General features: G+C 67.8%; 18 protein-coding genes. 8 read left to right on the forward strand and 10 right to left on the reverse strand.

The annotated features are described in order from the left end of the window. Position 1: 1 nt before the first annotated feature. A complete protein-coding gene (locus G9V96_RS09120; protein ID WP_226913249.1) occupies positions 2–3,415 on the reverse strand; it encodes a UvrD-helicase domain-containing protein in 3,414 nt (1,137 codons plus the stop codon). 41 nt (positions 3,416–3,456) lie between these two features. After that, positions 3,457–6,888: an exodeoxyribonuclease V subunit gamma gene (gene recC, locus G9V96_RS09125; protein WP_168582748.1), complete on the reverse strand. Its 3,432-nt coding sequence runs from the start codon at positions 6,886–6,888 to the stop codon at positions 3,457–3,459. 243 nt (positions 6,889–7,131) lie between these two features. Between recC and G9V96_RS09130 the strand changes: the two genes are divergently transcribed. From G9V96_RS09130 to arcC, 3 genes are all read left to right on the forward strand, one after another. Further along, positions 7,132–8,361 (forward strand): arginine deiminase, encoded by a 1,230-nt coding sequence (locus G9V96_RS09130; RefSeq protein WP_168582749.1) that lies wholly within the window; start codon positions 7,132–7,134, stop codon positions 8,359–8,361. A gap of 1 nt (position 8,362) precedes the next feature. Then, positions 8,363–9,364, forward strand: a complete 1,002-nt coding sequence (argF, locus tag G9V96_RS09135; RefSeq protein WP_168582750.1) for an ornithine carbamoyltransferase — start codon at positions 8,363–8,365, stop codon at positions 9,362–9,364. 401 nt (positions 9,365–9,765) lie between these two features. Continuing rightward, positions 9,766–10,731, forward strand: a complete 966-nt coding sequence (gene arcC / locus G9V96_RS09140; protein WP_168582751.1) for a carbamate kinase — start codon at positions 9,766–9,768, stop codon at positions 10,729–10,731. A 320-nt stretch (positions 10,732–11,051) separates the two neighbouring features. Here arcC and G9V96_RS09145 read toward each other — a convergent pair whose 3' ends face one another. Both G9V96_RS09145 and G9V96_RS09150 read right to left on the reverse strand, forming a co-directional pair. Beyond that, complete coding sequence (locus G9V96_RS09145; protein ID WP_168582752.1) at positions 11,052–11,603, reverse strand: hypothetical protein; 552 nt, start codon at positions 11,601–11,603, stop codon at positions 11,052–11,054. Between the two features lie 784 nt (positions 11,604–12,387). Further along, entirely contained in the window at positions 12,388–12,972 is a 585-nt protein-coding gene (locus G9V96_RS09150; RefSeq protein WP_168583946.1) for a transglycosylase SLT domain-containing protein, read from the reverse strand. A 644-nt stretch (positions 12,973–13,616) separates the two neighbouring features. On the opposite strand from G9V96_RS09150, the gene G9V96_RS09155 reads away from it, so the two are divergent. Further along, on the forward strand, positions 13,617–14,564 hold the full coding sequence (locus tag G9V96_RS09155) for an NADP-dependent oxidoreductase (RefSeq protein ID WP_168582753.1): 948 nt from the start codon (positions 13,617–13,619) through the stop codon (positions 14,562–14,564). A 9-nt stretch (positions 14,565–14,573) separates the two neighbouring features. On the opposite strand, the gene G9V96_RS09160 is transcribed toward G9V96_RS09155, so the two are convergent. Continuing rightward, entirely contained in the window at positions 14,574–15,077 is a 504-nt protein-coding gene (locus G9V96_RS09160; RefSeq protein ID WP_168582754.1) for a nucleoside deaminase, read from the reverse strand. 50 nt (positions 15,078–15,127) lie between these two features. Next, positions 15,128–15,655: a DUF4112 domain-containing protein gene (locus tag G9V96_RS09165; protein WP_226913251.1), complete on the reverse strand. Its 528-nt coding sequence runs from the start codon at positions 15,653–15,655 to the stop codon at positions 15,128–15,130. Between the two features lie 57 nt (positions 15,656–15,712). Here G9V96_RS09165 and G9V96_RS09170 point away from each other — a divergent pair, with 57 nt between their 5' ends. Together G9V96_RS09170 and G9V96_RS09175 are read left to right on the forward strand one after the other, a co-directional pair. Beyond that, positions 15,713–16,570, forward strand: coding sequence for a fructosamine kinase family protein (locus tag G9V96_RS09170; RefSeq protein WP_168582755.1), 858 nt, complete (start codon positions 15,713–15,715; stop codon positions 16,568–16,570). 155 nt (positions 16,571–16,725) lie between these two features. Further along, positions 16,726–17,109 carry a DoxX family protein gene (locus tag G9V96_RS09175; protein WP_168582756.1) on the forward strand — a complete coding sequence of 128 codons (384 nt, stop codon included), beginning with the start codon at positions 16,726–16,728 and terminating at the stop codon, positions 17,107–17,109. A gap of 98 nt (positions 17,110–17,207) precedes the next feature. Here G9V96_RS09175 and G9V96_RS09180 read toward each other — a convergent pair whose 3' ends face one another. From G9V96_RS09180 to G9V96_RS09195, 4 genes are all read right to left on the reverse strand, one after another. Further along, a complete protein-coding gene (locus tag G9V96_RS09180; RefSeq protein WP_168582757.1) occupies positions 17,208–18,080 on the reverse strand; it encodes a PfkB family carbohydrate kinase in 873 nt (290 codons plus the stop codon). Next, positions 18,077–19,147: a malate/lactate/ureidoglycolate dehydrogenase gene (locus tag G9V96_RS09185; RefSeq protein WP_168582758.1), complete on the reverse strand. Its 1,071-nt coding sequence runs from the start codon at positions 19,145–19,147 to the stop codon at positions 18,077–18,079. Before G9V96_RS09185 ends, G9V96_RS09180 begins: the two co-directional genes overlap by 4 nt. A 51-nt stretch (positions 19,148–19,198) precedes the next feature. Next, positions 19,199–19,861: a membrane protein YczE gene (gene yczE, locus G9V96_RS09190; protein WP_168581192.1), complete on the reverse strand. Its 663-nt coding sequence runs from the start codon at positions 19,859–19,861 to the stop codon at positions 19,199–19,201. A gap of 82 nt (positions 19,862–19,943) precedes the next feature. After that, positions 19,944–21,341 carry an alanine/glycine:cation symporter family protein gene (locus G9V96_RS09195; protein ID WP_168582759.1) on the reverse strand — a complete coding sequence of 466 codons (1,398 nt, stop codon included), beginning with the start codon at positions 21,339–21,341 and terminating at the stop codon, positions 19,944–19,946. A gap of 414 nt (positions 21,342–21,755) precedes the next feature. Between G9V96_RS09195 and G9V96_RS09200 the strand changes: the two genes are divergently transcribed. Together G9V96_RS09200 and G9V96_RS09205 are read left to right on the forward strand one after the other, a co-directional pair. Beyond that, a complete protein-coding gene (locus G9V96_RS09200; protein WP_168582760.1) occupies positions 21,756–23,315 on the forward strand; it encodes a M20/M25/M40 family metallo-hydrolase in 1,560 nt (519 codons plus the stop codon). Between the two features lie 214 nt (positions 23,316–23,529). Continuing rightward, positions 23,530–24,903, forward strand: a complete 1,374-nt coding sequence (locus tag G9V96_RS09205; RefSeq protein WP_168582761.1) for a glucose-6-phosphate dehydrogenase — start codon at positions 23,530–23,532, stop codon at positions 24,901–24,903. Positions 24,904–24,911 lie beyond the last annotated feature (8 nt).

Genomic DNA, 24,911 nt, shown 5'->3' on the forward strand with positions numbered 1-24,911 from the left:
ACTACTCACCCGCCTTGTCCATGACGCCTCCATCGAGCAGGTCCGAAAGGTCGCGGACGAGGTCTACCGGCGGCCGCCAGGAGAACACCCCGTACGGGTGGCCACCCTCCAGCGGGGTGTCCGGCCCGGCCATCCCCCGCACATACAGGTAGAGGATGCCGCCCAGGTGCTGTTCGGGTTCGTAGTCCGGCAGGCGCCAGCGCAGGTAGCGGTGCAGCACCACCGCATACAGCAGCGCCTGCAGGGGGTAGTCGGAGTGACCCATTGCCTGCGCCAGCGGTTCGGGGGCGTACGCACTGACGTGCAGGGGCTCATCCATCGGGCCCAGCCAGTTCGTCTTGTAGTCGGCGACGAGGAAGCGCCCGTTATAGCGCAGCACCACATCGATGGAGCCGGTGAGGTAGCCGCGGAGGTGCTGCCCGCCCAGCTCCGGATGCGCGAGCTGATCGGCATAGGGCAGCAGCGGATCGCCCGGTTCCAGGTGGCGGCGCAGAAGGTCGGCGACCTCACCGAGCTCGACGTCGCGGGTCACCCCGCGGTCCCCACCGGCCAGCGGCATCTCGAACTCGAGTTCGCACAGCCGGTCGGCGCGCCCGATCCCACGCAACGTGGCGCCGGGCGCCAACGGACCCAGTGGGGTGTCGGCGACGGCGACCAGAGCTTCGGCGAGCACGTCAGCGTCGAGTTCGACCGGCCAGAGCCGCTGCTGCTCTTCGATCCGGGTGCGGAACTCCGCCTGCAGATCTGCCGCGTGCGGGTCGGCCTCCTCCAGCACGGCGTGCACCAGGGAACCGAACGTGGCCCCCAGTGGTAGGTCACTCATCGGTGACAGCGGCCCGACCTCGGCCTGCGGGCCGTCTGCGGGTGAGACCGCCGGCATCGCCAGCGAAGCCTCGTCGTCGGTGCCGACGCCTTCAGGTTCGCTGCCCACCAGAGCTTGCCCGGCCCAGGAGTCCGCGGACACCCCATCGGGCAGGGTTGGCGCGCTGATCTCCACGTTGGTCAGGGCGCTGTAGGAGGTGCGGCGCCACGCCAGATCGAGGGCGCGCGTGAAGTGTCGCCGGGCGAACTGGGCGTCGGTGGCGGGCGCGGGTTGCGGCGTGAGAGGTCTCGGCTCGACCCGTTCCACGACCGGACCGCCGTGCTCCTGCCAGGCCGCGAGGATGGCGCGGGCTTGTTCGTCTTCTGGGATCGGCGTCACCGGCGGCACGGCGCCCTGCCCGGGGCGACGCCCGAACAGCACCCGATGCAACGCTGAGGGTTCGGTGTTGTTCGTGGGCGCCCACCAGGTGATGACCTGGGACTGGGCGCGGGTCAGCGCGACGTAGAGCAGCCGCAACGACTCCCCAGCCTCTTCGCTGTGGTGGGCGGCGACACTGTCGCGGCGCCCGGCGTAACTGCCACCGACGTCCACCGCACGAACCGGTTGCTCCCCTGCGGTCCTGGGCGTGGTGTGGAAGCGGGGAATGGACGGGCCCTCATCGTTGACCCACCGATCAGCGAGATAGGGCAGGTACACCACCGGGTACTGCAAGCCTTTACTGCCGTGAATGGTGCTCAGCTGCACCGCTGCCGCATCCGAATCCAGGCGTCGGCGGCGGACATTCGGCCCCTCATGGGCGTCCTCGCGCATGTGCTCGATCAGCCGCGTCAGCAACGCCAGCAGACCCAGCCGGTCGGTGGCTGCCTCTTCGTGCAGGATCTCGGCAACGTGGCGCAGGTCGGTCAATTCGCGCTCGCCGTCCTGCCTGGCCAGCAGCCGCTGCGGCAGTCCCGCCTCGGTTGCGGCTTCCAGAACGGCAGCCACTCCGCGTTCGGCGATCACCTGCCCCCAACGGCGCATCGTGAACGCCACCTCGTCGGTGAGCCGTTCCCCGTGTTCAGCGAGCTCCTCAGCGGTGTGACCGATCAGGGGGCTCAGCGCTGCGGCTTGGACGCGCGCGGTGCGGTGCGGCTGCTCCATCGCTTCCAGGACGCTGCGCCAGGCCGCCGCCGCCGGGGTGCGAAAGACGCTGCCGGTACTGGCCACCACGGCGGGGATCCCCGCCGCGTGCAAGGCGTCTTTGACCTGCGCGAGTTGGCGGGAGGTGTGGGCGAGCACCGCGATGTCTGCCGGAAGCAGTTTCCGCCCCGCGAACCGGGTGTCGGCGGCGAGTAGTTCCTGGATGTCGCAGGCCAGGTCCGCGGCGATCTTGGGACGCACCTTGGAGATCCACATGGTCGAGCCTGGCTTCCACCCGGCCGCCTCGTGGTCCAGCACCCGCAGCCGGAACGGCTCCGGGTGGGGGGCGCCCTGTAACCGGTTGGTGTGCACCGCGGAAACGTCACGAACCACGATCCGCTCGTCACCGAGTTCGGCGCCACCCAGGACGGCCTGCACCCCGGTCAGCAGCCCGTGGTCACTGCGGTAGTTGACCCCGAGCGTCTTGACCGTCGTGGCCGTCGCGGCGGCCTGCAGGTAGGTGACGACGTCACCCCCGCGGAAGGCGTAGATGGCCTGCTTGGGGTCACCGATGAGCACCATCGTGGAGTGCCCGGAGAAGGCGCGGTCGAGCACCTGCCATTGGACCGGGTCGGTGTCCTGGAACTCATCCACCAGCACCACCGGCCAGCGCTGGCGCATCCGCGCCCGGGCCGGCGCGTCTTCGTCGGCGAGCGCTTGGGCCAGCCGGGACAGCAGATCGTCATAGCCGAGCAGTCCCAGTCGCCGCATCCGCCGGGACATCTCGTCGCGGACGGCGTGCGCGAAGCTGACCCGTCGCCCGGCGGGGGTGGTGCGTTCCAGGTGGCTCGGTTCGATCTGTGCTTGCGGGTCGCCGATGACGGCTCGGGCAATCCGCAGGGCCTCGGCGCGGTTGAACACCGGCGCGTCCTGGCTGCGGGCGAAGCCGCGCAGGTAAAGGTCGTCGACGACCTCGACGAGCAGGTCATCGACGTCTTCGACGAGCCGGGCGTCCCGGTCGGTGTCCCCGGCCACCCCGAGGCTGCGCAGCACCATCTGGCAGAACTGGTGCGTGGTGGCGATCGTGACGGCGTCGAAGCTGGTCAGGGCTTGGAGCAGACGGCCACGGCGTACCTGGAGTTCTTGCTGATCCGCGTCCAGGAGCACGTCTAGGAGCGCGTCCTGGCCGGGGGTGACCGTCTCGGGGTGGGCCAGGGCCCGGGCGGCCCGGACCACCGATTCGCGCACCCGTTCCCGCAGCTCCTGGCTGGCTGCGCGACCGAAGGTGACGGTGAGCATCTCCTCCAGCCGGGCGTGCCCCTCGGCTACATACCGGGTGACGAGGGCGCCGATCGTCCAGGTCTTGCCGGTGCCGGCGCTGGCTTCCAGCAGGGTGGTGCCGGTGGGTAGCGGGTCGGCGATGTCGAAGGTGTCAATGCGCTCGGTGGTTGGCTGCAGCCTCGAGTTCGACACGGGCGTCCCTTCGGGCTGGGCGGTCGTCGGCTGATTCGGGTTCATACCCGCCCCCGGCGTTGGGCGTCGAGGATCGGCTGCCACAACCGCAGCGCGTACTGTCCCAGGCGGGTGCCGGCGGTGTTCCACGACTCGTCGGGGCGGGGGCGTTCCAGCAACACCGTCAGGGGCGCGTTCGGTCCGTAAACCCGTACGTGGTGCCGGTCGTCGGCCTCACCGGGGATGGCATCGGGCTTGGGCGGGGTGACCCAGGTCTTACCGGCCACGTCGCGCGGCCGGATCTGCTCCCCGTTGGCGACGCGCCGAGCGGCCTCGGCGAAGGCGTAACCGGTCTCGACCGGCAGCGGCAACGGTTCGTTCATGCCGCGGTCGTACATGTCGACCAGGTCGCTCAGGACGGCGAGCGCGTGGCCCGGGGCCAGCGGTCCGGCTTCCAGGTGCGTAGCCCTCGAGCCTTGCCGGGCGATGACGTGGGAGGTCCATTCCAGGTCGGGGCGAGCCGCGGTCAGCGCAACCAGCGGAATCCAGGAGCGCAGCCGCTGTTTGGCGCGCAACGAGGAGTAGGTGACGGTGAGGATCCGGGTGCCGTACACCTCGGGAACGGTGCCGGTGATGCGCCGTCCGCCGGGCAGGTCGATGAGGATGTCCACGGCTCGCGGGTCCCCTTGCCGCAGCGGCCCGCTGGCCTGGACCAAGGCGTCAACGACCGAGCCGACCCGGTCCAGGGTGCGCAGGCCCAGCATTGCGGGCGGCAGCAGTCCGCGCACTTGTTCGGCGCGGCGGGCCACGGCCGGTTCGACCCCGTGCCGGGCGTCGCGCAGCAGCCGGTCACCGACCCCCCAGATGCCGAGGCCGTCGAGTTCGACCGGGATGGCGTCGACCCGTTCGTCCTCCTCAATGAACTCCCCGACGCCCAGGCGTTGCCGCAGGAAGGCACGCGCCGGGTGCAGGAAGAAGGCGATGAGGTCGTTCAGGGCGATGTCCCCGGGTTCGCGGGGCGCAAGCGGTGCAGACAGGAAGGGCGGGGGCGCGGTGCGGGGGGCAGCTGCGGCGACGGCACCGGCCAGCGCCGCCGGATCGAAGGTGAACGGGTTGTCCTTGTCGACGACGCGCGGGTCGAAGGACTGAAGCGGGTGCCGGGTCAAAACGTGCTGCAGCATCCGGTCCTGCGGGCAGGTTCCGCCCGGTGGCGCTGCCGGGTCCAGTGGTCCCGCCGCCGCGGGCTCGGGGGCGGTGGCGGTGTCGGCGAGGGTGTCCAGCAGTTCCCCGAGGGGAACCGCGGGCGGCATGAGGTGGCCGTCGTATTCGCTGGCGCCGCTGTAGGTGATGACGAGGTGTTCTTGGGCGGTCATGATCGCGTCGAGGAACAGTTGCCGGTCCTCGCTGCGCACGTCACGTTCCCCGGTCCAGGGCCGGCGGGCCAGGGCATCGTCGCCGTCGATGCTGCCGCTGCGCGGGAACACCCCGTCGTCGAGCCCGACGAGCGCGACCACCCGATGCGGCACGGAACGCATCGGCACCATCGTGCACACGGTGAGACTGCCGGTACGGAAGTTGGCGCGGGTGGGGCGCCCGGCCAGACGTTGGGAGAGCAGGACTCGCACGTCGGCCAGTCGCAGCGTCGTGGCGGCGCCTGCCGCTTGAGCTACCGCGGCCAGTTCACCTTCGAGTTGTGCGCTCTGCCACGCCTCGGCGGGCGCCACCCGGGTCAGGGCGGCGACCCCGTCGCGGAGCGCTTGGGTCCAGGCCAGGACACCAGTGGCCCGTTCCAACTCGTGCACGGTGGATTCCAGCCGGTCGATGAACTCCACGAACCGGCCCAAGAGGTCGATGTCGGCACTGGCGATGTCGTCGATGGGCAGCGCGGTACCGATGGTGCGGTGTTCTTCTTCCGACATGGCCACCCCGAGCAGCAGCCGGTCCAGGCCGAAGCGCCAGGTGTTCTGCGGGTAGCCCTGCAGTTTGAAACGGGAGCGGTGTTCGGCGTCCAGCCCCCAACGGATCGCGGCCTCTTCGACCCAGCGGCCCACCTGTTCCAGGTCGCCGTCGTCAAATCCGAAGCGGGCTCGCACCGGCGAAGAGGCCGCCAGATCGAGCACGCTGCTGACATCAACGCGCCCGCCGGCCAGTTCCAGCACGGAGGTGGTCACGGTGAACAGGGGGTTGGTGACGGTCAGGGAGCGGTCGGCGAGCCGGACCCGGAAACCGTGGGCCGGGTGGGTCGCCCCGCTGCTCACCTCACCCAGCCCGAACGCGGCCTGGACCAGCGGCGCATAGGTCTCGATGTCGGGGCACATGACGAGGATGTCGCGGGGGGCCAGGCTGGGGTCGTCCTGGAGCAGGCCGGCCAGGACGTCGCGCAGCACCTCGACTTGGCGCGCAGGGCCGTGGCAGGCATGGACCTGCACCGAGGTGTCTTCTGCGGCGACGATCCGGTGCTCCCGCTCCTGGGGTGTGGGCAGGTAGTCGGCGCGCAGGTCGGCTTGTAGCCAGGACAGCAGCTGCGGCTCGCCCGGTTCGTCGCGAACCTGTTGCGGGGGCGCACTGTCGGGCTCGGGGGTGGTTGCCCCGATCAGCGCTAGGGTGCGCTGCAGTTCGCGGGCGTCCCGGCCCAGCGAGGCCAGCAGGGGGTGGGACAGCAGGGTCGCGGTCTGATCCTGCAGTCGGGGTACCGGGCCGTCGGCGCAGGCCGCGGCGAGGGTGTCCCAGGCGGCGGGCGAAGTTTGCGGCAGCCACAGATGCACTTCGCGGGATTGGGCCAAGGCTCCCAGCAGTTCCACTTCGGTGCGCGGCAGTCTGGTGTAGCCGAACATCGACAGGCGGGGCGGCACGGGGATCGATTCGGGGTCGTCGGCGATCCGGGCCAGCGTCTGGGCGTGACGCACATCGGGCGGTGGCACCTGCACCTGCTCGATGAGGAGTCGGTACAGCTCGGGTTGCCAGCGCAGGTCCTCATCGAGGGGGCACCCGCCGCCGTCGGTGTCGCGGCCGAGGCGCCAGTCGGTGACCAGCGCGGGTCGTTGCAGCGCATAGCCGGCGAACAGACCGGCCAGGTGGCGTGCCACGGCGTAGCGGCGTCCGGCCCGCAGTTCGCCTTCCTCGCCAGGGACGCCGTGACCGAGGTGACGAGCCAGGGTGGCCAGCCACGGCTGGTCCACCTGGGCGTCGATGAGGTCCAGCAGCGGCCACACCAACCGGTCCGGATCCCACGGGTCGTCTTCGGGGGCGCCGAGCAGCAACCCGATGAAGGAGCGTGGCGAACGGAACTCCACCCCGGCGCAGACCCCGTCCGAGCCGCGGGGGCCGGTTCCGAGGCGGTGGGCCAGGCGTTGGGTGAGCCAGCGTTCCACGCCGCGGGCCGGGACGATGACCAGTTCGGTGGCCAACGGGTCCGGCAGCGACGTGCCGAGGAGGGTGGCCAAGGACTCGGCCAGGGACTCGGTCCGGCTGCCCCGGTGCAGATGCATGCTCATGCCGTTACCGCCCCCGAGTGAGAGCGCAACTCGCCCAGCCGTCGGTCGGGGTGCGTTTGGCGTCTCACCTGCCCTATTGTGCCCGGCGCCATCTCCTCCGGGGCGCCGGCGGCTCGCGGGCCGGTTCTTGCAAACCTTGGGGTGCGCGGGCCGCGCGCGGGTTACCGTTTTGAGTGTCGGGGGTGAGAGCGACCTCTGTGACCTGCCCGGTTCCCCGGCCCAGCTTCGTTTGGAAGGATTTCCATGTCCACTTCGTATGTCGGTTCTGAGGTCGGTCAGCTACGCCGTGTGATCCTGCACCGCCCCGGCAAAGAGCTGGCCCGACTGACCCCCTCGAACAAGGATCGACTTCTGTTCGATGAGTTGCCGTGGGTCCCTCGCGCTCAGGAGGAACACGACGAGTTCGCGGAGGCCCTGCGCTCTCAGGGCGTAGAAGTCCTCCTGCTGGACACTTTGCTTAAGGAAACGCTGGCCGTCCCGGAGGCGCGCAAATTTCTGTTGAGCCAGTTGCTCGACGAGGACGTATTCGGCCCCGGCGCTATCGAGCCGCTGATGAGCTTGTTGTCCTCGATGGATGACGCGAAGCTGGCCGAAACTTTGATCGGCGGTCTGACCTGTGGTGAGGCGAAGGAGTACGACGACCCGCACACCTCGTCGGTGCTGTTGAAGTGGATGGCCGACAGCGACTTCATCCTCACTCCGTTGCCGAACCACCTGTTCACCCGCGACACCTCCTGCTGGGTGTACGGCGGCGTCTCGGTGAACACGATGCGACTGCCGGCTCGGATGCGTGAATCGATCAACTACGAGGCGATCTACCGCTGGCACCCGGTGTTGTCGCAGAACCCCTTCGAGTACTGGGGCGGTGGCCTGGGCCGTGGCCAGGCCACGATGGAGGGCGGCGACGTGCACGTCATCGGGCGTGGGACGGCGCTGGTCGGGATGAGCGAGCGCACCACCCCGCAGGCTGTGGAACGTTTGGCGCGAGCCATGTTCGCCAAGAAGGCGGCCCGCCGGGTCGTCGGCTTGGACATGCCCAAGTACCGCGCCGTGATGCACCTGGACACCGTGATGTCGATGGTGGATGAGCGTTCCTTCACCCGGTACGCGAACTTGCCGAACCTGCGCTCGTTCGTGCTGGAGCCCAGCGATGACGAGGTCGGTTTCAACGTCACGGTGCACGAGCCGGACCGGATGGAGGCGGTGCTCGCCGAGTCGCTGGGTGTCGATTCGGTGCGCATGCTCACCGCCGACCAGGACGCGGCGGCGTCGGAGCGGGAGCAGTGGGATGACGGTTGCAACGTGCTCACGGTCCGCCCGGGGGTCGTCATCGCCTACGAACGCAACACTGTCAGCAATCAACACCTGCGCGATAACGGCGTCGAGGTCATCACCATCAGCGGCGGAGAACTCGGCCGCGGACGTGGCGGCCCGCGCTGCATGAGCTGCCCCATTGAACGAGAGGACATCTGACATGGCTTTTTCACTGCGCCACCGCAACTTCCTGAAGGAGTTGGACTTCACTCCGCAGGAGTGGCGTCACCTGCTGCAGCTTGCGAACGACCTCAAGCGGGCCAAGTACGCAGGCATCGAGGTTCCCCGGCTACGCGGCAAGAACATCGCGCTGATTTTCGAGAAGACCTCGACCCGCACCCGCTGCGCGTTCGAGGTTGCTGCCTACGATCAGGGCGCAGGAGTCACCTACCTGGACCCCAGTGGTAGCCAGATCGGCCACAAGGAGTCGATGAAGGACACCGCTCGGGTGTTGGGGCGGATGTATGACGGCATCGAGTACCGGGGCAGCAGCCAGGAGCTGGTGGAGACTCTGGGCGAGTTCGCCGGGGTGCCGGTGTGGAACGGGTTGACGAACGAGTGGCACCCGACCCAGATGCTGGCCGACCAGTTGACGATGCGTGAGTTCAGCGTCAAACCCGACCGTGAGATCGCCTACGCCTACCTGGGCGATGCCCGTAACAATGTCGGCAACTCGCTGCTCATCAGCGGCGCGATGATGGGCATGGATGTGCGCATGGTCGCCCCGAAGGAGTTGCAGAACTCGGCGGAGATCGTGGCCAAGGCCCGCGAGATCGCTGAGACGACGGGTGCTCGGATCACGATCACCGATGACGTCAAGGCCGGGGTGGCGGGCGCGGACTTCCTGTACACGGACGTGTGGGTCTCGATGGGTGAGCCGAAGGAGGTCTGGAACGAGCGCATCGAGATGTTGCGCGACTACCAGATCAACGCCGAGTTGATGGCGGCCACGGGTAACCCGGAGACGAAGTTCATGCACTGCCTGCCGGCCTTCCACGACCGCAACACCAAGGTCGGCGAGGACCTGTTCCAGGCCACCGGCATGGAGGCGCTCGAGGTCACAGACGAGGTGTTCGAGTCTGAAGCCTCGATCGTCTTCGACCAGGCAGAAAACCGGATGCACACGATCAAGGCCGTCTTGGTCGCGACTCTCGGCGACTGAGGAAGGGTGCAGGTCTGGGTAGGAGCGCAGCGCAGCGAGCATCCTGCCCAGGCCAAACCCAACGAAGTCGCCGGTCGGTTGTAGCGACCCAGGAAGGGTGCAGGTCTGGGTAGGAGCGCAGCGCAGCGAGCATCCTGCCCAGGCCAAACCCAACGAAGTCGCCGATTGGTTGTAGCGACCCAGGAAGGGTGCAGGTCTGGGTAGGAGCGCAGCGCAGCGAGCATCCTGCCCAGGCCAAACCCGACGAAGTCGCCGGTTTGAACACAGCGACTGAGCTGGGACGTGTCCGCTTGTGCTCTCCCCTCTTGTTCTCGTGTGGTTTGTCTTTTGTTGTGGGGCCCTGCGTTTGTGCAGGGCCTCGCGTATTCCCTGCTTGTTGACCTTGGTGAAAGGAACATCAGATGAGGATCGTCGTCGCCCTGGGTGGCAACGCATTGTTGGAGCGGGGTCAGAAGCCTGACGCTTCGACGCAGATCGAGAACGCCGAGCGCGCGATCAAGGCGTTGGCGCCGCTCGCGCAGGAGCATGAGCTCGTCATCACGCACGGTAACGGCCCGCAGGTGGGTGTGTTGGCGTTGGAGAGCGCTAAGGATGAAAAGCTCTCGCGTCCGTATCCGTTGGACACGTTGGGTGCTCAGACCCAGGGCATGATCGGGTACTGGTTGCTGCAGTCGTTGCAGAACCACCTGCCTGGGCGCCAGGTGGCGAGTTTGGTGAACCAGACGTTGGTGCTGGCTCACGACCCGGCTTTCGATAACCCGACGAAGTTCGTCGGCGAGGTCTACTCCGAGGAGGAGGCCAAGGCGAAGGCCGCCGAGATGGGTTGGGTGGTCAAGCCCGACGGTGACAAGTGGCGTCGGGTGGTGGCTTCTCCGGAGCCGCAGCGTGTGGTGGAGACGCGGATCATCCGGTTGCTGTTGAGTTCGGGTGCGGTCGTCGTGTGTTCCGGCGGTGGCGGCATCCCGGTGATTCGGGACGAGCGGGGCAAGCTCAAGGGCGTCGAGGCCGTCATCGACAAGGACATGTCTGCGAGCCGGTTGGCGGAGGCGTTGGAGGCTGACGCGCTGCTCATCCTGACGGATGTGCCGAACGTGATGAAGGACTTCGGCACCGACCATGCCGAGCCGTTGACGCGGGCGACGCCGGGTGAGTTGCGCAGGTTGGGCGCGCCTGCCGGTTCGATGGGCCCCAAGATCGAGGCGGTGTGCCGATTCGTGGAACTCACCGGTGACCTGGCGGCCATCGGGCGCCTGGATGACGTGGTGGAAATGTTGGAGGGTACGGCTGGCACCGTCGTCACCCCGGGCGGTAACTATGGCGGCCCGGATGACCTGACCCCACGGCACTCGCTGACGTTGGACGTCTGAGCACGGTAGCTGCTGCGCAGGCGAGGAGGCGCCGTCACCGATTCGGTGGTGGCGCCTCGTCGGCTGCTCTCCGGGAAGGTCGTGGTCGGCCAACTTCCATGCGCCCCCTAGGGGGCATCCGGCAAGGCTCGGCGACCCCCGTCGTCCGGGACGCGGCGGCCCGCGCACCGATCACGTGCCCGAGGGCTTGAGCGCGTGCCCGGATGCGAGATCGACAGGGGCATCCGCTCGACCCGGTTACTCGAGGGACTGTCGGGTCGCCGCCACGGTTTAGGTGGGATTGCGGTTGCGGGGGTCAGCCCCCTCAAAGCCGCGCTGGATCAGGAGCGGGCCAGGAACTGCTGCGGCGATGCGGCCCGGGGGCCGAAGGGCACGCGCGGGGTCGCTTTGGGCGCCAGTTCCCACGCCACGGTGTGGCTCTTGGCTGCGGCACGTAAACGCTGTGTGGTGCGCACGTCACCGACGCGGCCGGTTCGGGAGTTGATCGCCTTCACGACTTCGCTTGCGGTGGCGTCCCGGTCAACCCGGACGGTGACGAACTGCGTCGTCACTCGGGGCACCGCGCGGTCCTCGCCGCTGCGCAGCATCCCGTCATCGTCCAGGCGGACCAGCACTTTCTTGTGCGTTGTCGTGCGCGGCCGATAGCTGACGACCTGGAAGGTCCGCGTCACCTGCTGGGGCGCGACGCTCATCGGGGCCACCTGCGGGACAGCCAGCGGTCGCGGCGTGATCGGCGGTACCGACAGTTGAATCGGCGGTGGTGGCGGCGTGTCTTCGGCATGAGCGGCCATCCCCAGGCCACCAGGAACTGCGAAGCCGGCTGCGGCGATCCCCATCGCTGCAGCTGCGCGCAAACTACGTTGATTGCTCATTTCTCCCCCTCATCGACCGGTTCCCCACCCGGCCTGCTGCCGCACCCCAGGACACTTGTCCTGGGCGAGCGACCAAGTTGATCGTACGAAACTCCAGGGCCGGTGTCTCGCACCTATGTATTCATCATCGACACGAACCGGCCGATTCAGAGGCATCCAAAATGAGTTCTTGCTCCTCCCAGCGTGCCCCGTCACTTCGGCGGTGCGGCCGCAGCGTGTGATCGTGCATAAGGTGCAGAACCGGCACGCCAGGTCCGAGCAGCTCCATGTCGCTCATGATGGGCCGGTGGCAGCGCCACTGCACCGCCTCGGAGCACAGGATCGCGGTGCGTCGCGTTGCGCCTGCACCTGGGCGGTACCGGCGCGGAACTGATCGGAGCTGGTCCAGGCCGCATAGGCGCGAAAAGGCTGCCTCTGTCCCCACTGGCCCGGCCAAGCTTCGTCCTCGACCCAGTTCAGACACCGTGGCCCACCGAGGCGGGCGTCCCAGCGGTAGTCGGTCCCCGCCTGCGAAGTCAGCTCTGGAACAGCATCTTTGGCTGCGTCTTCGTCAGTGCGGCTGCCGGGAAATCATCGGATGTCAACGACCGCCTGTATCCGGTGCCGCGCAACGGCCCAGTCAGCTCGGCCCGGTGCCGTCGGCCTGCCCGAGGGTCAGTAGCGGGTGGTCTCGGTCATTGTTCCCCTTCCGCAGGCTGCGGATGGGGCGAGCAGCGCACCCGCGTGGGGCGCGCTGACTTCAGCCGACGCCGGGCGCGCGCTACAGGCGTGGGTGCTCCAGGGCTCAGCCCCGAGGCCTCTTCCCGGCGGCGATCTGGTCGCGGTGTCCTTGCACAGAAGCGACGTAGCGGCGGGTGGAGGAGAACGGGCCGTTGCTGCGCACTGAGGACATCCCCTGGTAGTAGGCAGCCAGGACGGTCGCTTCCCGGTCCGTTTGCGCCTGGAGCGTCTTCAACAGCAGGACGCCGCAGGTGGCGTTGTCACGCACGTCTTGCACATCCAGGGTGCGCCCGACCTTCTCCGACATCCACCGTGCCGTCTGGGGCAGGCATTGCATCGCCCCGACAGCGCCCTTGTGGGAGAAGGAGTCGTGACGCCACCGGGACTCTTGCCACCCGACGGCGAGCGCCAGGTCGGGGTCGACGCCATATCGGCGGGCAGTGGCGGCGATGATGTTGCGGGTGCTGGCCCGCGAAGCGGACAACTGTGGGTGGGCACGGCCCGCCTGCGCCGGTTTCGAGCGGGGCGCGCTCGAGACCGTCGGGATCTGCAGCTTCTGGCCGGTTCGGATCTTGTTGTCCGCACCGATGCCGTTGGCCCGGCGCAGTTGCCCCTGGGTGATCCCGTAGCGCAGCGCGATGCCGCTCACGGTTTCACCCGATCGAACGCGGTGGCGTCCCTCAGCGATGACCACCGGGGTGGCGGGGGCAGCGTGGATAGCCGCGGGCGGGGCGGGGGGTAGAGCCGGGAACAGCATGGTGTCCTTCCGATCTGGGCCTGCGGGCCAATTGCCCCCAGGGACCGATCACTCCGGGGCTCAACGAATCCCGACAGTAGCGGGGTGCGGCCGCGGCGTCGACCCCAACCCTGTGACAGGCGGCGCTGCGGCGGGCCCGAGAACCAGGCCCGGGGGCCACTGGCGGACCTCCGCGACGTCGGCAGGTGGGTGCCGTCGTCCATCACGGCAACAGTCACGCGTTGGGCGGTCGTGATGGCGACAACGCCCACGTTGCGGTCCTGCTTGATCCGGCGACTGGCCGTGGTGATCCGGAGGTGACGGCCTAGGGCAACACCGGGTGTGTTCCTCCGAGCGGCGGGCAACGACCTGCGAGGCGCACACCGGGCAGGCCCACACGCATGCGCGCGTGGTCAGCCGACAGCAAACCTGCAGCGCGCTCGGATCGGAGGGCCGGAAGGCGAACGGAAGGCAACCACCGGTGACCGAACGAAGTGCCCGGACATCGTGTGCAGCGACAGGTGTGCCGCGCCGCCCCGGATGGCAGACTCACGTTCATGCGCGCTGCTCAGATCGACCGCTTTGGCGGGCCAGAAGAACTTCATGTCGTCACCGACGCCCCCACCCCCACGCCCGGTCAGGGTGAGGTGCTCGTGCGGGTGCTCGCAGCCGGGGTGAACCCCCTGGATTACAAGATCCGGGACGGTTCCTCCGGCCTTGCCGCCAAGCTGACCGCAGACGGCTTCCCGCTCATCCTCGGCCGTGAATGCTGCGGGGTGATCGAGCAGGTCGGACCCGGAGTCAGCGACTTCGCGGTCGGCACGCGGGTGTTCGGGATGGCGCCGTTGAGCCACCGCGGTGAGTGCTACGCAGAGTTCGTAGCCTTGCCCGCTTCCGCGCTGGCACCGGCCCCAGCCAGTGTCGATCCGCAGGTCCTAGCTGGCACCGCGCTCGTCGGGCTGACCGCGTGGGTGGCGGTGCATGACCTGGCGCGGGTGACCGCCGACGACACGGTGCTGGTTCACGGTGGCGCCGGTGGCGTCGGGCAGGTCGTCGTGCAGTTGTGTGTCGCGGCCGGGGCCCGCGTGTACGCCACCGCCTCGACAGCTAAGCGCTCCCGCATCGAAGAGATGGGGGCGATCCATGTGGACTACACCCAGGCGGACTTCACGCAGGTGACGCCGCGTCCCGACGTCATCATCGACGGCGTCTACTTCTCCACTTACGAGCCGTCGATGGATCATCTGGCAGAAGGCGGCCGGCTCGTGATCCTGCCGTCGCTGGCGGATCTGGAACCGGCCCGGGCACGCGGCATCAACGTCGCGGTCCCCACGATCAGCCCCGACCGGGAGCGGCTGGCCGCGTTGGCCACCGAGCTCGAGCAGGGCCGGTTGACCATCGCGCTGGACCGCGTGTTCCCCCTTACCGAAGCTGCGGCGGCGCACCGCCTCGTCGAAGAGGGTCACACCCAGGGCAAGGTCGTGCTGGAGGTCGCGAACGACTGACCCTGCCGCTCAGCCGACGTGGCAGCGGTGGTGCAGCTCGCGGATCTGCTCGGTCAGGGACTCCTCCGGGCCCGCGACGGGCACGCCCGGGACCACCTGCTGGATGGGCAGCAACGCGACCGGCGCTGCAGGGACACCCCATTCGCGCAGCCACTGCCCAAGCTGGGCGGAGGACGTGGCGTACACGATGCGGCCCAGGCCTGCCCACCCGTGGGCCGCAGCGCACATCGGGCAGTGCTCTCCTGAGGTGTAGACCTGCGCGACTGCGCGCTGCTGCTCCTGAAGGTTCTCGATGGCCCACCGCGCCAGGCTGAGCTCGGGATGGCGGGTACGGTCACCGCCCGCGACGCGGTTGCGGTCTTGCGCCACGATCGCGTCGTCGAGTACGAGCACCGAACCGAACGGTTCATCACCGGCGGCGAGGGCCTCCTGGGCGAGCTCGACGCAACGGCGCAGGTAGCCGCGATCGGTCTCGGTCAGCTGCGGGTTCGGGTCGTGGTCGTGGTCGCTCATACCTTCACCTTGGCATGAGCTATTGCTCCTCGCCCTGGATCGCGGCTCGGTCAGAGAATGTGCAACACCCGCAGCAACGCCCAGATCGCGAGCACGGCCAACGCGACCAGAACGATGAGGATGAGCGCAACCAGGGTGAACGCTTGCAGGGCATAACTCTTCACGCTCAGGTCCACTGCGCGGCCCTGCGCGATGGTGCCCTCCAGCAGACGCAGGTTCTTCACGTTGGCGCGGTGGGCGGCGTCGGCGATGTCGCCGACGAAGGGCACCAGGCCGAGCAGAGAGTCGACCAGCAGGTTCCAGCCCATGAGCAACAGGATCGACAACGGCACCCGGTGACGCACCGCGTCGATGAGGATGACGCTGGAGATGGCCGTCCCGGCCGCGTCACCGAAACCCGGCACGAGCCCGATCAGGGCGTCGAGGCCGATGCCTTGCTGGGTGCCGGGAATCCGCACGAGATCATCCAGGACACGCGCCAGGACCCGACTGGAGTAGGTGGAGCTGCCCGCCCCGGCGGCGCGGCTGGCTCCGGCGACGGTGCGCTTGGACGCGGGCGTTGCCCGGAGACGGTTCACGACACCACGGTACGGGCGCCGGCGCCGTCACGCCGCTCATGGGGTAGAGAAGGAGGTATGTCAGCGCTTCCCCCAGAACTCATCGACGGTTTGAATGTGCGGTCTGTGCGACCCGTGCACGGCGGCGACATCGCCCAGGCGTACCGGCTCGACACCGCTGACGGGCCGCTGTTCTGCAAGACACATCCGTCTCCCTCCCCCGATCTGTTCGCGCGGGAGTCCGCTGGGTTGGCGGAACTGCGCGCCCACGCCCCGGCGCTGCTGTGCGTGCCGCAGGTGCTGCGGGAATCACCGAACGGTTTGGTTCTGGAGTGGATCGATGAGGGTGGGTCTGCCCGTTCCGGCTCCGAGGAGGCCTTCGGGGCGGGCTTGGCGCAGCTGCATCGCGTGACGCGCGCGCAGTTCGGGGGCCTGGGTGGGGACACGGCCGGCTATCTGGGATCGGTGGCGGTCGATCTGCGTCCGCACCCGGACTGGCCGGAGTTCTATCTCACCCGGCGGCTGGTTCCGCTGGTCGACCAGGCTGTGGAGGCGGGCCGGGTGGATCCCCGGGCTCGGGGCATGCTGGAGGCGATTGCGCCGCGGGTGGCGCAGTTGTGTGGGCCGAGCGAGCCTCCCGCTCTGCTGCACGGGGATTTGTGGGCGGGGAACCGGCTCGTGGACCGCAGCGGCACCAACTGGCTCATCGACCCGGCCTGCCACTACGGGCACCGGGAATACGACCTGGCGATGATGGCCCTCTTCGGCGGATTCGGGCCGCAATGCTGGCGCGCCTACGACGAGGCGTTCCCACTCGCCGACGGTTGGGAGCAGCGGGTGGCGTGGTATCAACTGCCGCCGCTGCTCGTGCACGCCATCCTGTTCGGCGGCAGCTACGGCGACGCCGCAATCCGGGCGCTGCGCACCTACCGGTAGCCCCCCCCGCGAGCCGTCACTACCCCTGCCTCCGCGAGCCGTCACTGATGACTGACGGCTCGCCGGGGGCCTACGGCGAGCCGTCACCTCGCATCGACGGCTCGCGGAGGCCTACGCTACGTGCCAGTAACCCCGACATCGACAAGGCAGGATCCATGACCACTTCTGAGCAGACCACGGCTCGCCGCACGGCTTACGCGCTCACCGCTCTGCTGACAGGCATGGGGGTGCTGCACTTCGTCAAGCCGGAGCCCTTCGATGCCCTCATCCCCAAGGCACTGCCAGGTTCGCCGCGTTCGTGGACGTACGGCTCCGGCGTCGCCGAGCTGGGAGCTGCGGCATTGCTGGCACTCCCGCGCACCCGCCGCATCGGTGGCCGGGCAGCGAGCCTGCTGTTCCTGGGCGTCTACCCCGGCAACCTGCAGATGGCGTGGGACTGGCGCCACGAGCCCTGGACCAAACAGCTGATCTCCCTGGGTCGGCTGCCGTTGCAGGCCGACCTCGTCCGCCGCGCCGAGCTCGTGCACCGCGCGGGCTGACCCCACGCAAGCCGTCACTGCTGCTACCGCGAGCCGTCACTGCTGCTACCGCGAGCCGTCGCTGAGAATCGACGGTTCGCGCAGGGGTCGGGGGCGGGTTAGTGGGCGCGCAGCAGGGTTAGCCAGGAGCGGGTGCCGGGTTGCGTGCATGAGGTCGAGGCGATGCGCATCCCCTCGATCAACCCCTCCAGCGGCGCGCGCCCGCTGGCTACCTCGAACGCGTAGGCGCCGTGCAGGGTGTCCCCGGCGCCGAGTGTGTCGAGGACCTGCACCTTCGGCGGGTGCAGTTCACCGGCCTCGCCAGCGATGCGCCACCGCAGGGAGGCACCTCCCGCGCTCACCGCCGCCACTGAGACCCCCGCCGCGACAAGCGCGTCGAGCGGGTCGCTTTCACCCGGCGGGGTGAAGTCGCTGGAGGCGATGACGTCGGTACACACCGGGAGGACGTCGGCGAACACCGGCTTGTAGCGGCCCGCGTCGAGCACCAGCCGCGCACCCGCCCGCACACCGGCAGCGGACCGGGCCAGGTCAGGGTGATGGCCATCGAGCAACACCACGTCAGCGCTGCGCAGCGCTTCGACCACCGAGGCCGGTAGGTGCGTGAGCGGCGTGGCGACCTCAGGCGCGTCGCGCCCCACCACCTGACGATCCCCGGTCGGGGCGTGCACGCTCACACTGGAGACCGGCGGGGTGTACCCCGGTTCGGCCAGGTCACTGACCTGCACCCCTACGGCCGCCAGGTCGGCGCGCACGAGCTGGGCGACCGGGCCCTGCCCGATCCGGGTGACCAGGTGCGCCTGCCCGCCCAACGCCGCGAACACCACAGCCGCACCGGTTGCCGGGCCGCCCGCCGCGAGTTGCTGCCAGTCGGCGCTGACCTTGCCGTTGGCCGGGGGGAGCTGTTCCACCCGCGAGATCACGTCGAGGGTCGCCAGCCCGACGAACACCCCCCGGGGCCCACGACTGCTCATTCCTGCACGTCAGGAACGTCTGACGCAGCCAACCCGGCGTCCAGCGCCGCCGAGCGCACGTCCGCCCACGTGGTCGCATCGATGGGGATGCCATCACGCAGCCGCTCCTGACGCCGGGTCTGTTCCGGCTCACCGGGCAGGATCCCGCTGCGCGGATCGTCTCCGGCAGGTGAGGCCCCCACCCAGTCCAGGAAGGCTTGGGCGCTGCGCTGGGAGTCAGGAGCTTCGAAAGCGCTCGGGTCGAGCACGAAGGACAGCATCGCGTTGTAGATCCCGGGAGGTTGCGTCAACGTCTCCTGCGTCGTCGTCGGTGCGCCACCCAGCGCCCCGGCGAACAGTTCGCACATCAACGCCAGCCCGTAACCCTTGTGATCCCCGAACGGCAGCAGCGAACCCATCGGTTCGTTCCACATGACGCCCGGGTCGGTGCTGGGGACACCGTCGGCGTCAATGACGCAGCCCGGCGGGACCGGCACACCGGAGTTGTAGGCGACGCGGGCCTTGCCCAAGGCGATCTTGCTGGTGGCGAAGTCGAGCAGAATCGGGGTCTGTCCGGGGCGAGGGAACGCCGCACAGAACGGGTTGGTGCCGAACCGGGCGTCGCGGCAGCCTAGCGGCGCGACGAGTACGTCACCGGGCACGCTGACGAAGTGCACCGAGGCGAACCCGGCGGCGGCGCACTGCTCAGCCCAATGCCCGATGCGCCCCACGTGGTGGGTGTTGCGCAGTGCCACGACCGCGACGCCGTGCGCGCCGGCCCGTTCGATTCCCAGTTCCATCGCCTCGTAGGCCATCACCTGACCCAGGCCGCGTTGGCCGTCGAGACTGACGACGGCGCCGGCGTCCTTGACGAGTTCTGCCTTCGCGCCGACGCGTAACGCGCCAGCCTTCGCAGCGGGAACGTATTCGACGAGCATCCCGACGCCGTGCGAGTCGTGCCCGGCCAGGTTGGCCCCCACCAGGTGTTCGGCGAGCAACCGGCATTCCCGCTCGTCGGCGCCGATCGCCGCCCACACCTGCTCGATGTAGCGGTTAAGGGCCGGGGCTGGCACGTGAATCTGACTCATGCCGGTCAGCGTAAAGGGCATCGGCGCCGGTGTGAACGGCCTACGACCGGATCAACCCTTATCCCCGGAGGGCGCCGCCTCCGGGCGGGCCGGAAGCTCGACGATGCACGACGGCAACATCCACTGCACCAGCGGGCCGACACCGACGGCGTACAGGATGGTGCCGATACCGACGACGCCACCGAGCAGCCACCCGCACAGCACCACGACTCCCTCGATGGCGGTGCGCACCAGGCGCAGGCTGGCGCCGGTGGATTGGGACAGCCCCGTCATCAGACCGTCCCGCGGGCCGGGCCCGAGTTGGGCGCCGATGTACAAGGCGGTGGCGTGGGCGTTGCCGAGGATCCCGAGCACCAGGTAGGTGATCCGCCAGGCGAGGTGGGAGGGCTCAGGAACCAGTGGCAGAACCACATCCAGGGTCAAGCCGATCCAGACCGCGTTGGCGATCGTTCCCAGGCCTGGCATCTGGCGCAGCGGAACCCAGGCCAGCAGCACCAGCAGGGAGACCATGATGAGGACGGTCCCGATGGAGAACGGCACGTGCAGCGCCACCCCGTAGTGGAAGACGTCCCACGGGAGCATGCCCAGACCGCTGCGGATCAGCAACGCCATGGCGACTCCGAAGGCCGTTAAGCCGACGAACAGCTGAAGAATGCGCCGTGTCAGTCGACCAGCTCGCAGCTGCTCCATGGGGGTAAGTCGCGCCAGTTCCACGGGCGAATCATGCCCGACATCAGCCGTGGAACACACAACGGGGCGGCCCCGACCAGGGCCGCCCCGCATGCGAGTCGGTGAATCAGTCCTCGAGCGTTCCGGCCTTGTGCCGCGCCATGTAGCTCTTCGTCTCCTGGATGACGACTCCGGAGAGGAAGATGACGCCGATCAAGTTCGGGATGGCCATGAGGCCGTTGAGGGTGTCGGCGATACTCCAGACCGCCTGCAGGCCACCCACCGCGCCGAGGTAGACGGCGGCCACGAAGATGATGCGGTAGATGAGCACCGCGGTCTTGGCACCGCCGATGTTGCGGAAGATGAACTCCAGGCTCTTCTCGCCGTAGTACGACCAACCGAGGATCGTGGAGTAGGCGAACATTGCCAACCCGATCGTCAACGACACACCGCCGACGGTGCCTGGGAGGCCGTGGTTGAACGCAGCGATGGTCAACGCGGCGCCTTCGTGAGCCCCTTCCCAGACGCCGGTGGTGATGATGACCAACGCGGTCATCGTGCAGATGATGATCGTGTCGACGAACACCTCGAAGATGCCCCACAAGCCCTGCTCGACCGGCTCCTTGGTGTTGGAGGCGGCGTGCGCGATCGGAGCCGAACCGAGACCGGCCTCGTTGGAGAACACACCGCGGGCGATACCCATGCGGATGGCCGTGGCGACGGTGTACCCGGCGGCACCACCCAGCGCGGAGCTGGGGTTGAAGGCAGCCTCGACGATGAGCACCAGCGAAGGAATGATGTGGCTGGCGTGCCGGATGAGCAGCACGATCGACATGAGGACGAAGAAGACCGCCATTACCGGGACGAGTTTCTCGGTGACCCGGGCGATGCTCTTGATGCCGCCGAGAATGACGACCGCCGTGAGGATCACGACGACGATGCCAGTGATGTGCGGGCTGATGCCGAAGCTCTGTTCGAATGCGGTGGCAATCGAGTTGGCCTGCGTCATGTTTCCGATACCGAAGGTCGCCATGGTCGCGAAGATGGCGAAGATGTAGGCCAGCCACGGCTGATTCAGGCCGTTCTTGATGTAGTACATCGGACCACCGACGAATCGGCCTTCGTCGTTGATCTCGCGGTACTTCATGGCCAGCACGATCTCGGCGAATTTCGTCATCATGCCGAAGAATGCGCTGATCCACATCCAGAACACTGCGCCTGGACCACCGACGGTGATCGCGGTAGCCACACCGACGACGTTTCCGGTGCCGACGGTGCTCGCCAGCGCGGTGGAAACCGCCTGGAACGGGCTGATGTTCGAGTCGTCTGCCTTGCGGGACCGGCCACCGATCACCTTGCCGATTGTGCTGCTCATCGCAAAGCCGAACTTGCGGATCTGGAAGGCCTTCGTTCGGACCGTCAGGTAGACGCCCGTGCCGACAAGCACGAACAGCATGACCGGACCCCACACGAAAGCGTTGACCTGTTTATTGATCTCGAGGATCGGCTCGAGGAAATCGCCCATGTCCCTATGACCCCTTAAGTCCGGTGTGTCGCCATCGACCAGGTGGTAATCCCGGCGGGCCCTTGAGGTTCTGCGGCCTGCAGGTGAGCGCATACTGCCACACCGTCGTTGTCACGATGGCCGTTTCGTGCCGTCGACTCCAAACAATCGTGAGCACTGGTCAGGACTGTGCCGTGATCGCAGGCACCTCTCCTCCAGCGGTGACCTCGAGCGCCCAAAGCGTGATCCTCGGGCTGTGGGCCGCGCCGTCAAACATTCACTGTGGGTCGAATTTCACTGGGCCACAATGAAACCGCCTGCCGCCCCGAATGAACCGTTGGGCGCCGCGCAGCTTAGGCCACCTGGTGTGTCGTACATCGCTCGTGGTTGATATGGGCCATCTGCACGAGCCGACGACGAACGGATGCGGTTCACATGCCTACACATGACGACACCCATGTTTTGCAGCAAACGGTTGGACGGCGGGGTTTCCTGCTTGGTGCAGCGGGCGCGGTAGGGGCCACCACCCTGACGTTGGGCGAATCCGCTCTCGCCGACGGCAGCCGCAGCATCGGGAAGGTAGTGCCCCGCCCATCCATCCCCAAAAAAGACCTGGATTCGCTGAACCTGCTCAAACGCATGCTGTCTTTCGACACCCAGAACCACGGTCAGGGTGGCACAACGAAGGCTCACGCCGAGATGCTCAAAGCCGTGTGGGACAGCGCGGGAGTAGCGACTGAGATCATCCCGACGCCGGTAGCAGACAATGTCCACCTGATCGCCCGGATCAGGGGCACAAACCCCGCAAACAAACCGATACTCATCCTCGGCCACAGCGATGTCGTGCCAGTAGAGAAGGAGAACTGGTCCGTTGATCCCTTCGGTGGCGTGGTAAAAAACGAGCAGATCTACGGTCGTGGCGCGCTCGACATGAAGGGCGCCAACGCCGCCTTCATCTCCGCACTGCTGCGCCACCTGGCAAAGGGCCACACCTTCGACCGGGACATCATCGTTCTGACCGACGCCGACGAAGAAGCGGGCGAGTACGGATCGGGGTGGCTCGCGAAGAACCACTGGGAGAAGCTCGACGCTGGGGTTGTCCTCACTGAGGGTGGCTGGTTCCTCGCACAGCGCGATCAGCGCACCCCTATGCTCATCTCGGTGACCAGGCAGGACAAGGTCTACTTCAATATCGATTTGACCGCGACAGGCACGGCCACCCACTCGTCGAAACCGATGCCAGACTCAGCGATCGTCACGCTCTCACGTGCTGTTGCAGAACTGGGTGACTATCTAGCTCCGGTGCACCTCACGCCAGTGACTCGTCGCTACTTCGCTGCATTGGCGGACGCGACCGAAGATCGGCACTGGGCCCGCGCGATCAACATGATGCTCAAGGCCAAGGATCAGCGCACCCGCGAGCGCGCCGCTCGGCTCGTCGCCTCACGTTCGAGCTACCCCTACCTGCACTCGGCGTTACTGCGAACCACGGCCGCCTACGTCATCGAAGAGGCGGGATATAAGGAGAACGTCGTACCCTCCCAAGCCACCTGTCGGGTCAACTGTCGCGCAGTGCCAGGCGGACAGAAACCCCGCGACTTCCTTGCAACCGTCCGCGCGATCTTGCGGGACAAGGGGGTCGAGGTCAGCCTCGCCGCTCCTCCTGGCGTGAGCGAGGCGGAGCAGTTGGCTGCGCTTGACGCCACCTGGGCGACGCCGCCCGCCGACGTGGAGACCCCCCTCTACGAAGCGCTGCACGCTGCGGCGCACCTCACGTATCCCGACGCACAATTCACCCCGGCACTGTTCGAAGCCGGCACCTCCCTTAAGCCCTGGCGGGCTAAGGGGATACCCGGGTACGGCGTGTACCCCTATGTCATCAGCAATGACCAGCTCATTGGCATGCACGGCAACGACGAGCGGATCTGGGTGGATGCTCTGGCCACCGGAACCGACTTCATGTACCGCACGTTTGACCGGTTCCGGTCCCGCTGAACCTCCACCAGTGGAGCCATGAGTCAGTTCCACTGAGTTTGCGCGGCTTGGGTGTCCGGTCGGTGGCGACCGGATACCCAAGCTGGCGCATAGCGCGACGCAGGGACCCTGCGATAGCTGAGCTGCCGGGCGTATCCAGGCCCCTGCCCGCGCGGGCGGCGCTGTGGTGGGCAACACTTTGCAGGTCCGCCCTTGAGCCTGCATCGGAGACCGCATGACGACCTCAGCCGTGACCCTGGCAATCCTTGGCGCCTCTGGCGACCTCACCAGTCGCCTGCTGTTGCCTGGGATGGCAACGCTTCTCGTGCACCGACCCGATCTCGACGTGGCGCTCGTCGGTGCCGCCGCCGAAGACCTGAGCAAGGACGAATGGCAATCCCGCGTCAAAGCAGCCCTCTCTGCCGGTGGCTGCCAGGATGAGACGTCTCGCCGCGTCCTGAACTCCAGCCGGTACACCACCCTGGACGTGACAGACCAGGGCGCGATGCGCGACTTCATCGCCTCCCTGCCAACGGATCGGCCTATCGTTCTCTACTTTGCGTTGCCGCCCTCGATTTCGGAGAAGGCCTGCCAGGTCCTGTCCGGGATCCCGCTGCCCGAGGACATCCGGTTGGCGATCGAGAAACCCTTCGGCGTGAATCGCGAGTCCGCGCACCGGTTCAACCACCTGCTCACCTCGTTCGTGCGAGAAGAGCAGATCTTCCGAGTCGACCATTTCCTCGGCCGCGACACCGTGCTCAACCTGCTCGGGCTGCGCTTCGGCAACCGGGTGCTTTCGCGGGTGTGGACTGCGGTGGACATCGAAAGCATCGAGATCGTCTACGACGAAGAGCTCGCCTTGGAGGGCCGCGCCGGCTACTACGACAAGGCCGGGGCGTTGAAGGACATGCTGCAGAGCCACCTGCTGCTGGTCATGGCGATGCTCATGATGGAGGAACCTGCCCGGGTCGACGCCCTGGAGCTACGGGATCTGATGACTCACACCCTGCGGGCTACTCACCTGCTCAACGACGACCCGGTGGCCGCTTCGCGGCGGGCGCGGTACACGGCCGGGAAGATAAGAGACCGCGAGATTCCCTCGTATGTGGATGAACCCGGGGTCGACGCCGCCCGTAACACCGAGACCCTCAGCGAGATCACGGTCGAGGTGCGCAACGCGCGTTGGACTGGCGTGCCCATCACCCTGCGCAGCGGCAAGGCCCTCTGCGGGGGGCAGCGCGAAATGGTGCTGACCTTCCGCCCGGTGGCCCACGTGCCCGAAGGTTTCGCCGACACCCCCACCCAAGACGTGCTGCGGTTGGGGATGCACCCCGAGACGTTGTCGCTGACGATGACGACCAGCGGCGCCGAGGGCGCCTTGGACTTCTCCAGTGTCGACCTGAAGGCCGACCTCGGTGACAGCCCGGTCCGGCCCTATGGCGAAATCCTGTCCCACATCATCGACGGCGACCCGTTGCTGTCGGTGCGCGGCGACATGGCAGAAGAGTGCTGGCGCATCGTTGACCCGGTGTTGGCCGCCTGGGCCGATGGGTCGGTTCCGCTGGATGAATACCCAGCGGGAAGCACCGGCCCGGCCAACTGGAGCTGAAAACAGCC

Origin of the sequence: Gephyromycinifex aptenodytis, from assembly GCF_012277275.1 — a bacterium.
Taxonomy (GTDB): Bacteria; Actinomycetota; Actinomycetes; order Actinomycetales; family Dermatophilaceae; genus Gephyromycinifex; species Gephyromycinifex aptenodytis.

What these genes read in the sequence shown, in the direction of transcription:
- recC (WP_168582748.1), bottom strand. Translation starts at nt 6,888, where the DNA reads ATGAGCATGCATCTGCACCGGGGCAGCCGGACCGAGTCCCTGGCCGAG.
- G9V96_RS09130 (WP_168582749.1), top strand. Translation starts at nt 7,132, where the DNA reads ATGTCCACTTCGTATGTCGGTTCTGAGGTCGGTCAGCTACGCCGTGTG.
- argF (WP_168582750.1), top strand. Translation starts at nt 8,363, where the DNA reads ATGGCTTTTTCACTGCGCCACCGCAACTTCCTGAAGGAGTTGGACTTC.
- arcC (WP_168582751.1), top strand. Translation starts at nt 9,766, where the DNA reads ATGAGGATCGTCGTCGCCCTGGGTGGCAACGCATTGTTGGAGCGGGGT.
- G9V96_RS09145 (WP_168582752.1), bottom strand. Translation starts at nt 11,603, where the DNA reads ATGAGCAATCAACGTAGTTTGCGCGCAGCTGCAGCGATGGGGATCGCC.
- G9V96_RS09155 (WP_168582753.1), top strand. Translation starts at nt 13,617, where the DNA reads ATGCGCGCTGCTCAGATCGACCGCTTTGGCGGGCCAGAAGAACTTCAT.
- G9V96_RS09160 (WP_168582754.1), bottom strand. Translation starts at nt 15,077, where the DNA reads ATGAGCGACCACGACCACGACCCGAACCCGCAGCTGACCGAGACCGAT.
- G9V96_RS09170 (WP_168582755.1), top strand. Translation starts at nt 15,713, where the DNA reads ATGTCAGCGCTTCCCCCAGAACTCATCGACGGTTTGAATGTGCGGTCT.
- G9V96_RS09175 (WP_168582756.1), top strand. Translation starts at nt 16,726, where the DNA reads ATGACCACTTCTGAGCAGACCACGGCTCGCCGCACGGCTTACGCGCTC.
- G9V96_RS09180 (WP_168582757.1), bottom strand. Translation starts at nt 18,080, where the DNA reads ATGAGCAGTCGTGGGCCCCGGGGGGTGTTCGTCGGGCTGGCGACCCTC.
- G9V96_RS09185 (WP_168582758.1), bottom strand. Translation starts at nt 19,147, where the DNA reads ATGAGTCAGATTCACGTGCCAGCCCCGGCCCTTAACCGCTACATCGAG.
- G9V96_RS09195 (WP_168582759.1), bottom strand. Translation starts at nt 21,341, where the DNA reads ATGGGCGATTTCCTCGAGCCGATCCTCGAGATCAATAAACAGGTCAAC.
- G9V96_RS09200 (WP_168582760.1), top strand. Translation starts at nt 21,756, where the DNA reads ATGCCTACACATGACGACACCCATGTTTTGCAGCAAACGGTTGGACGG.
- G9V96_RS09205 (WP_168582761.1), top strand. Translation starts at nt 23,530, where the DNA reads ATGACGACCTCAGCCGTGACCCTGGCAATCCTTGGCGCCTCTGGCGAC.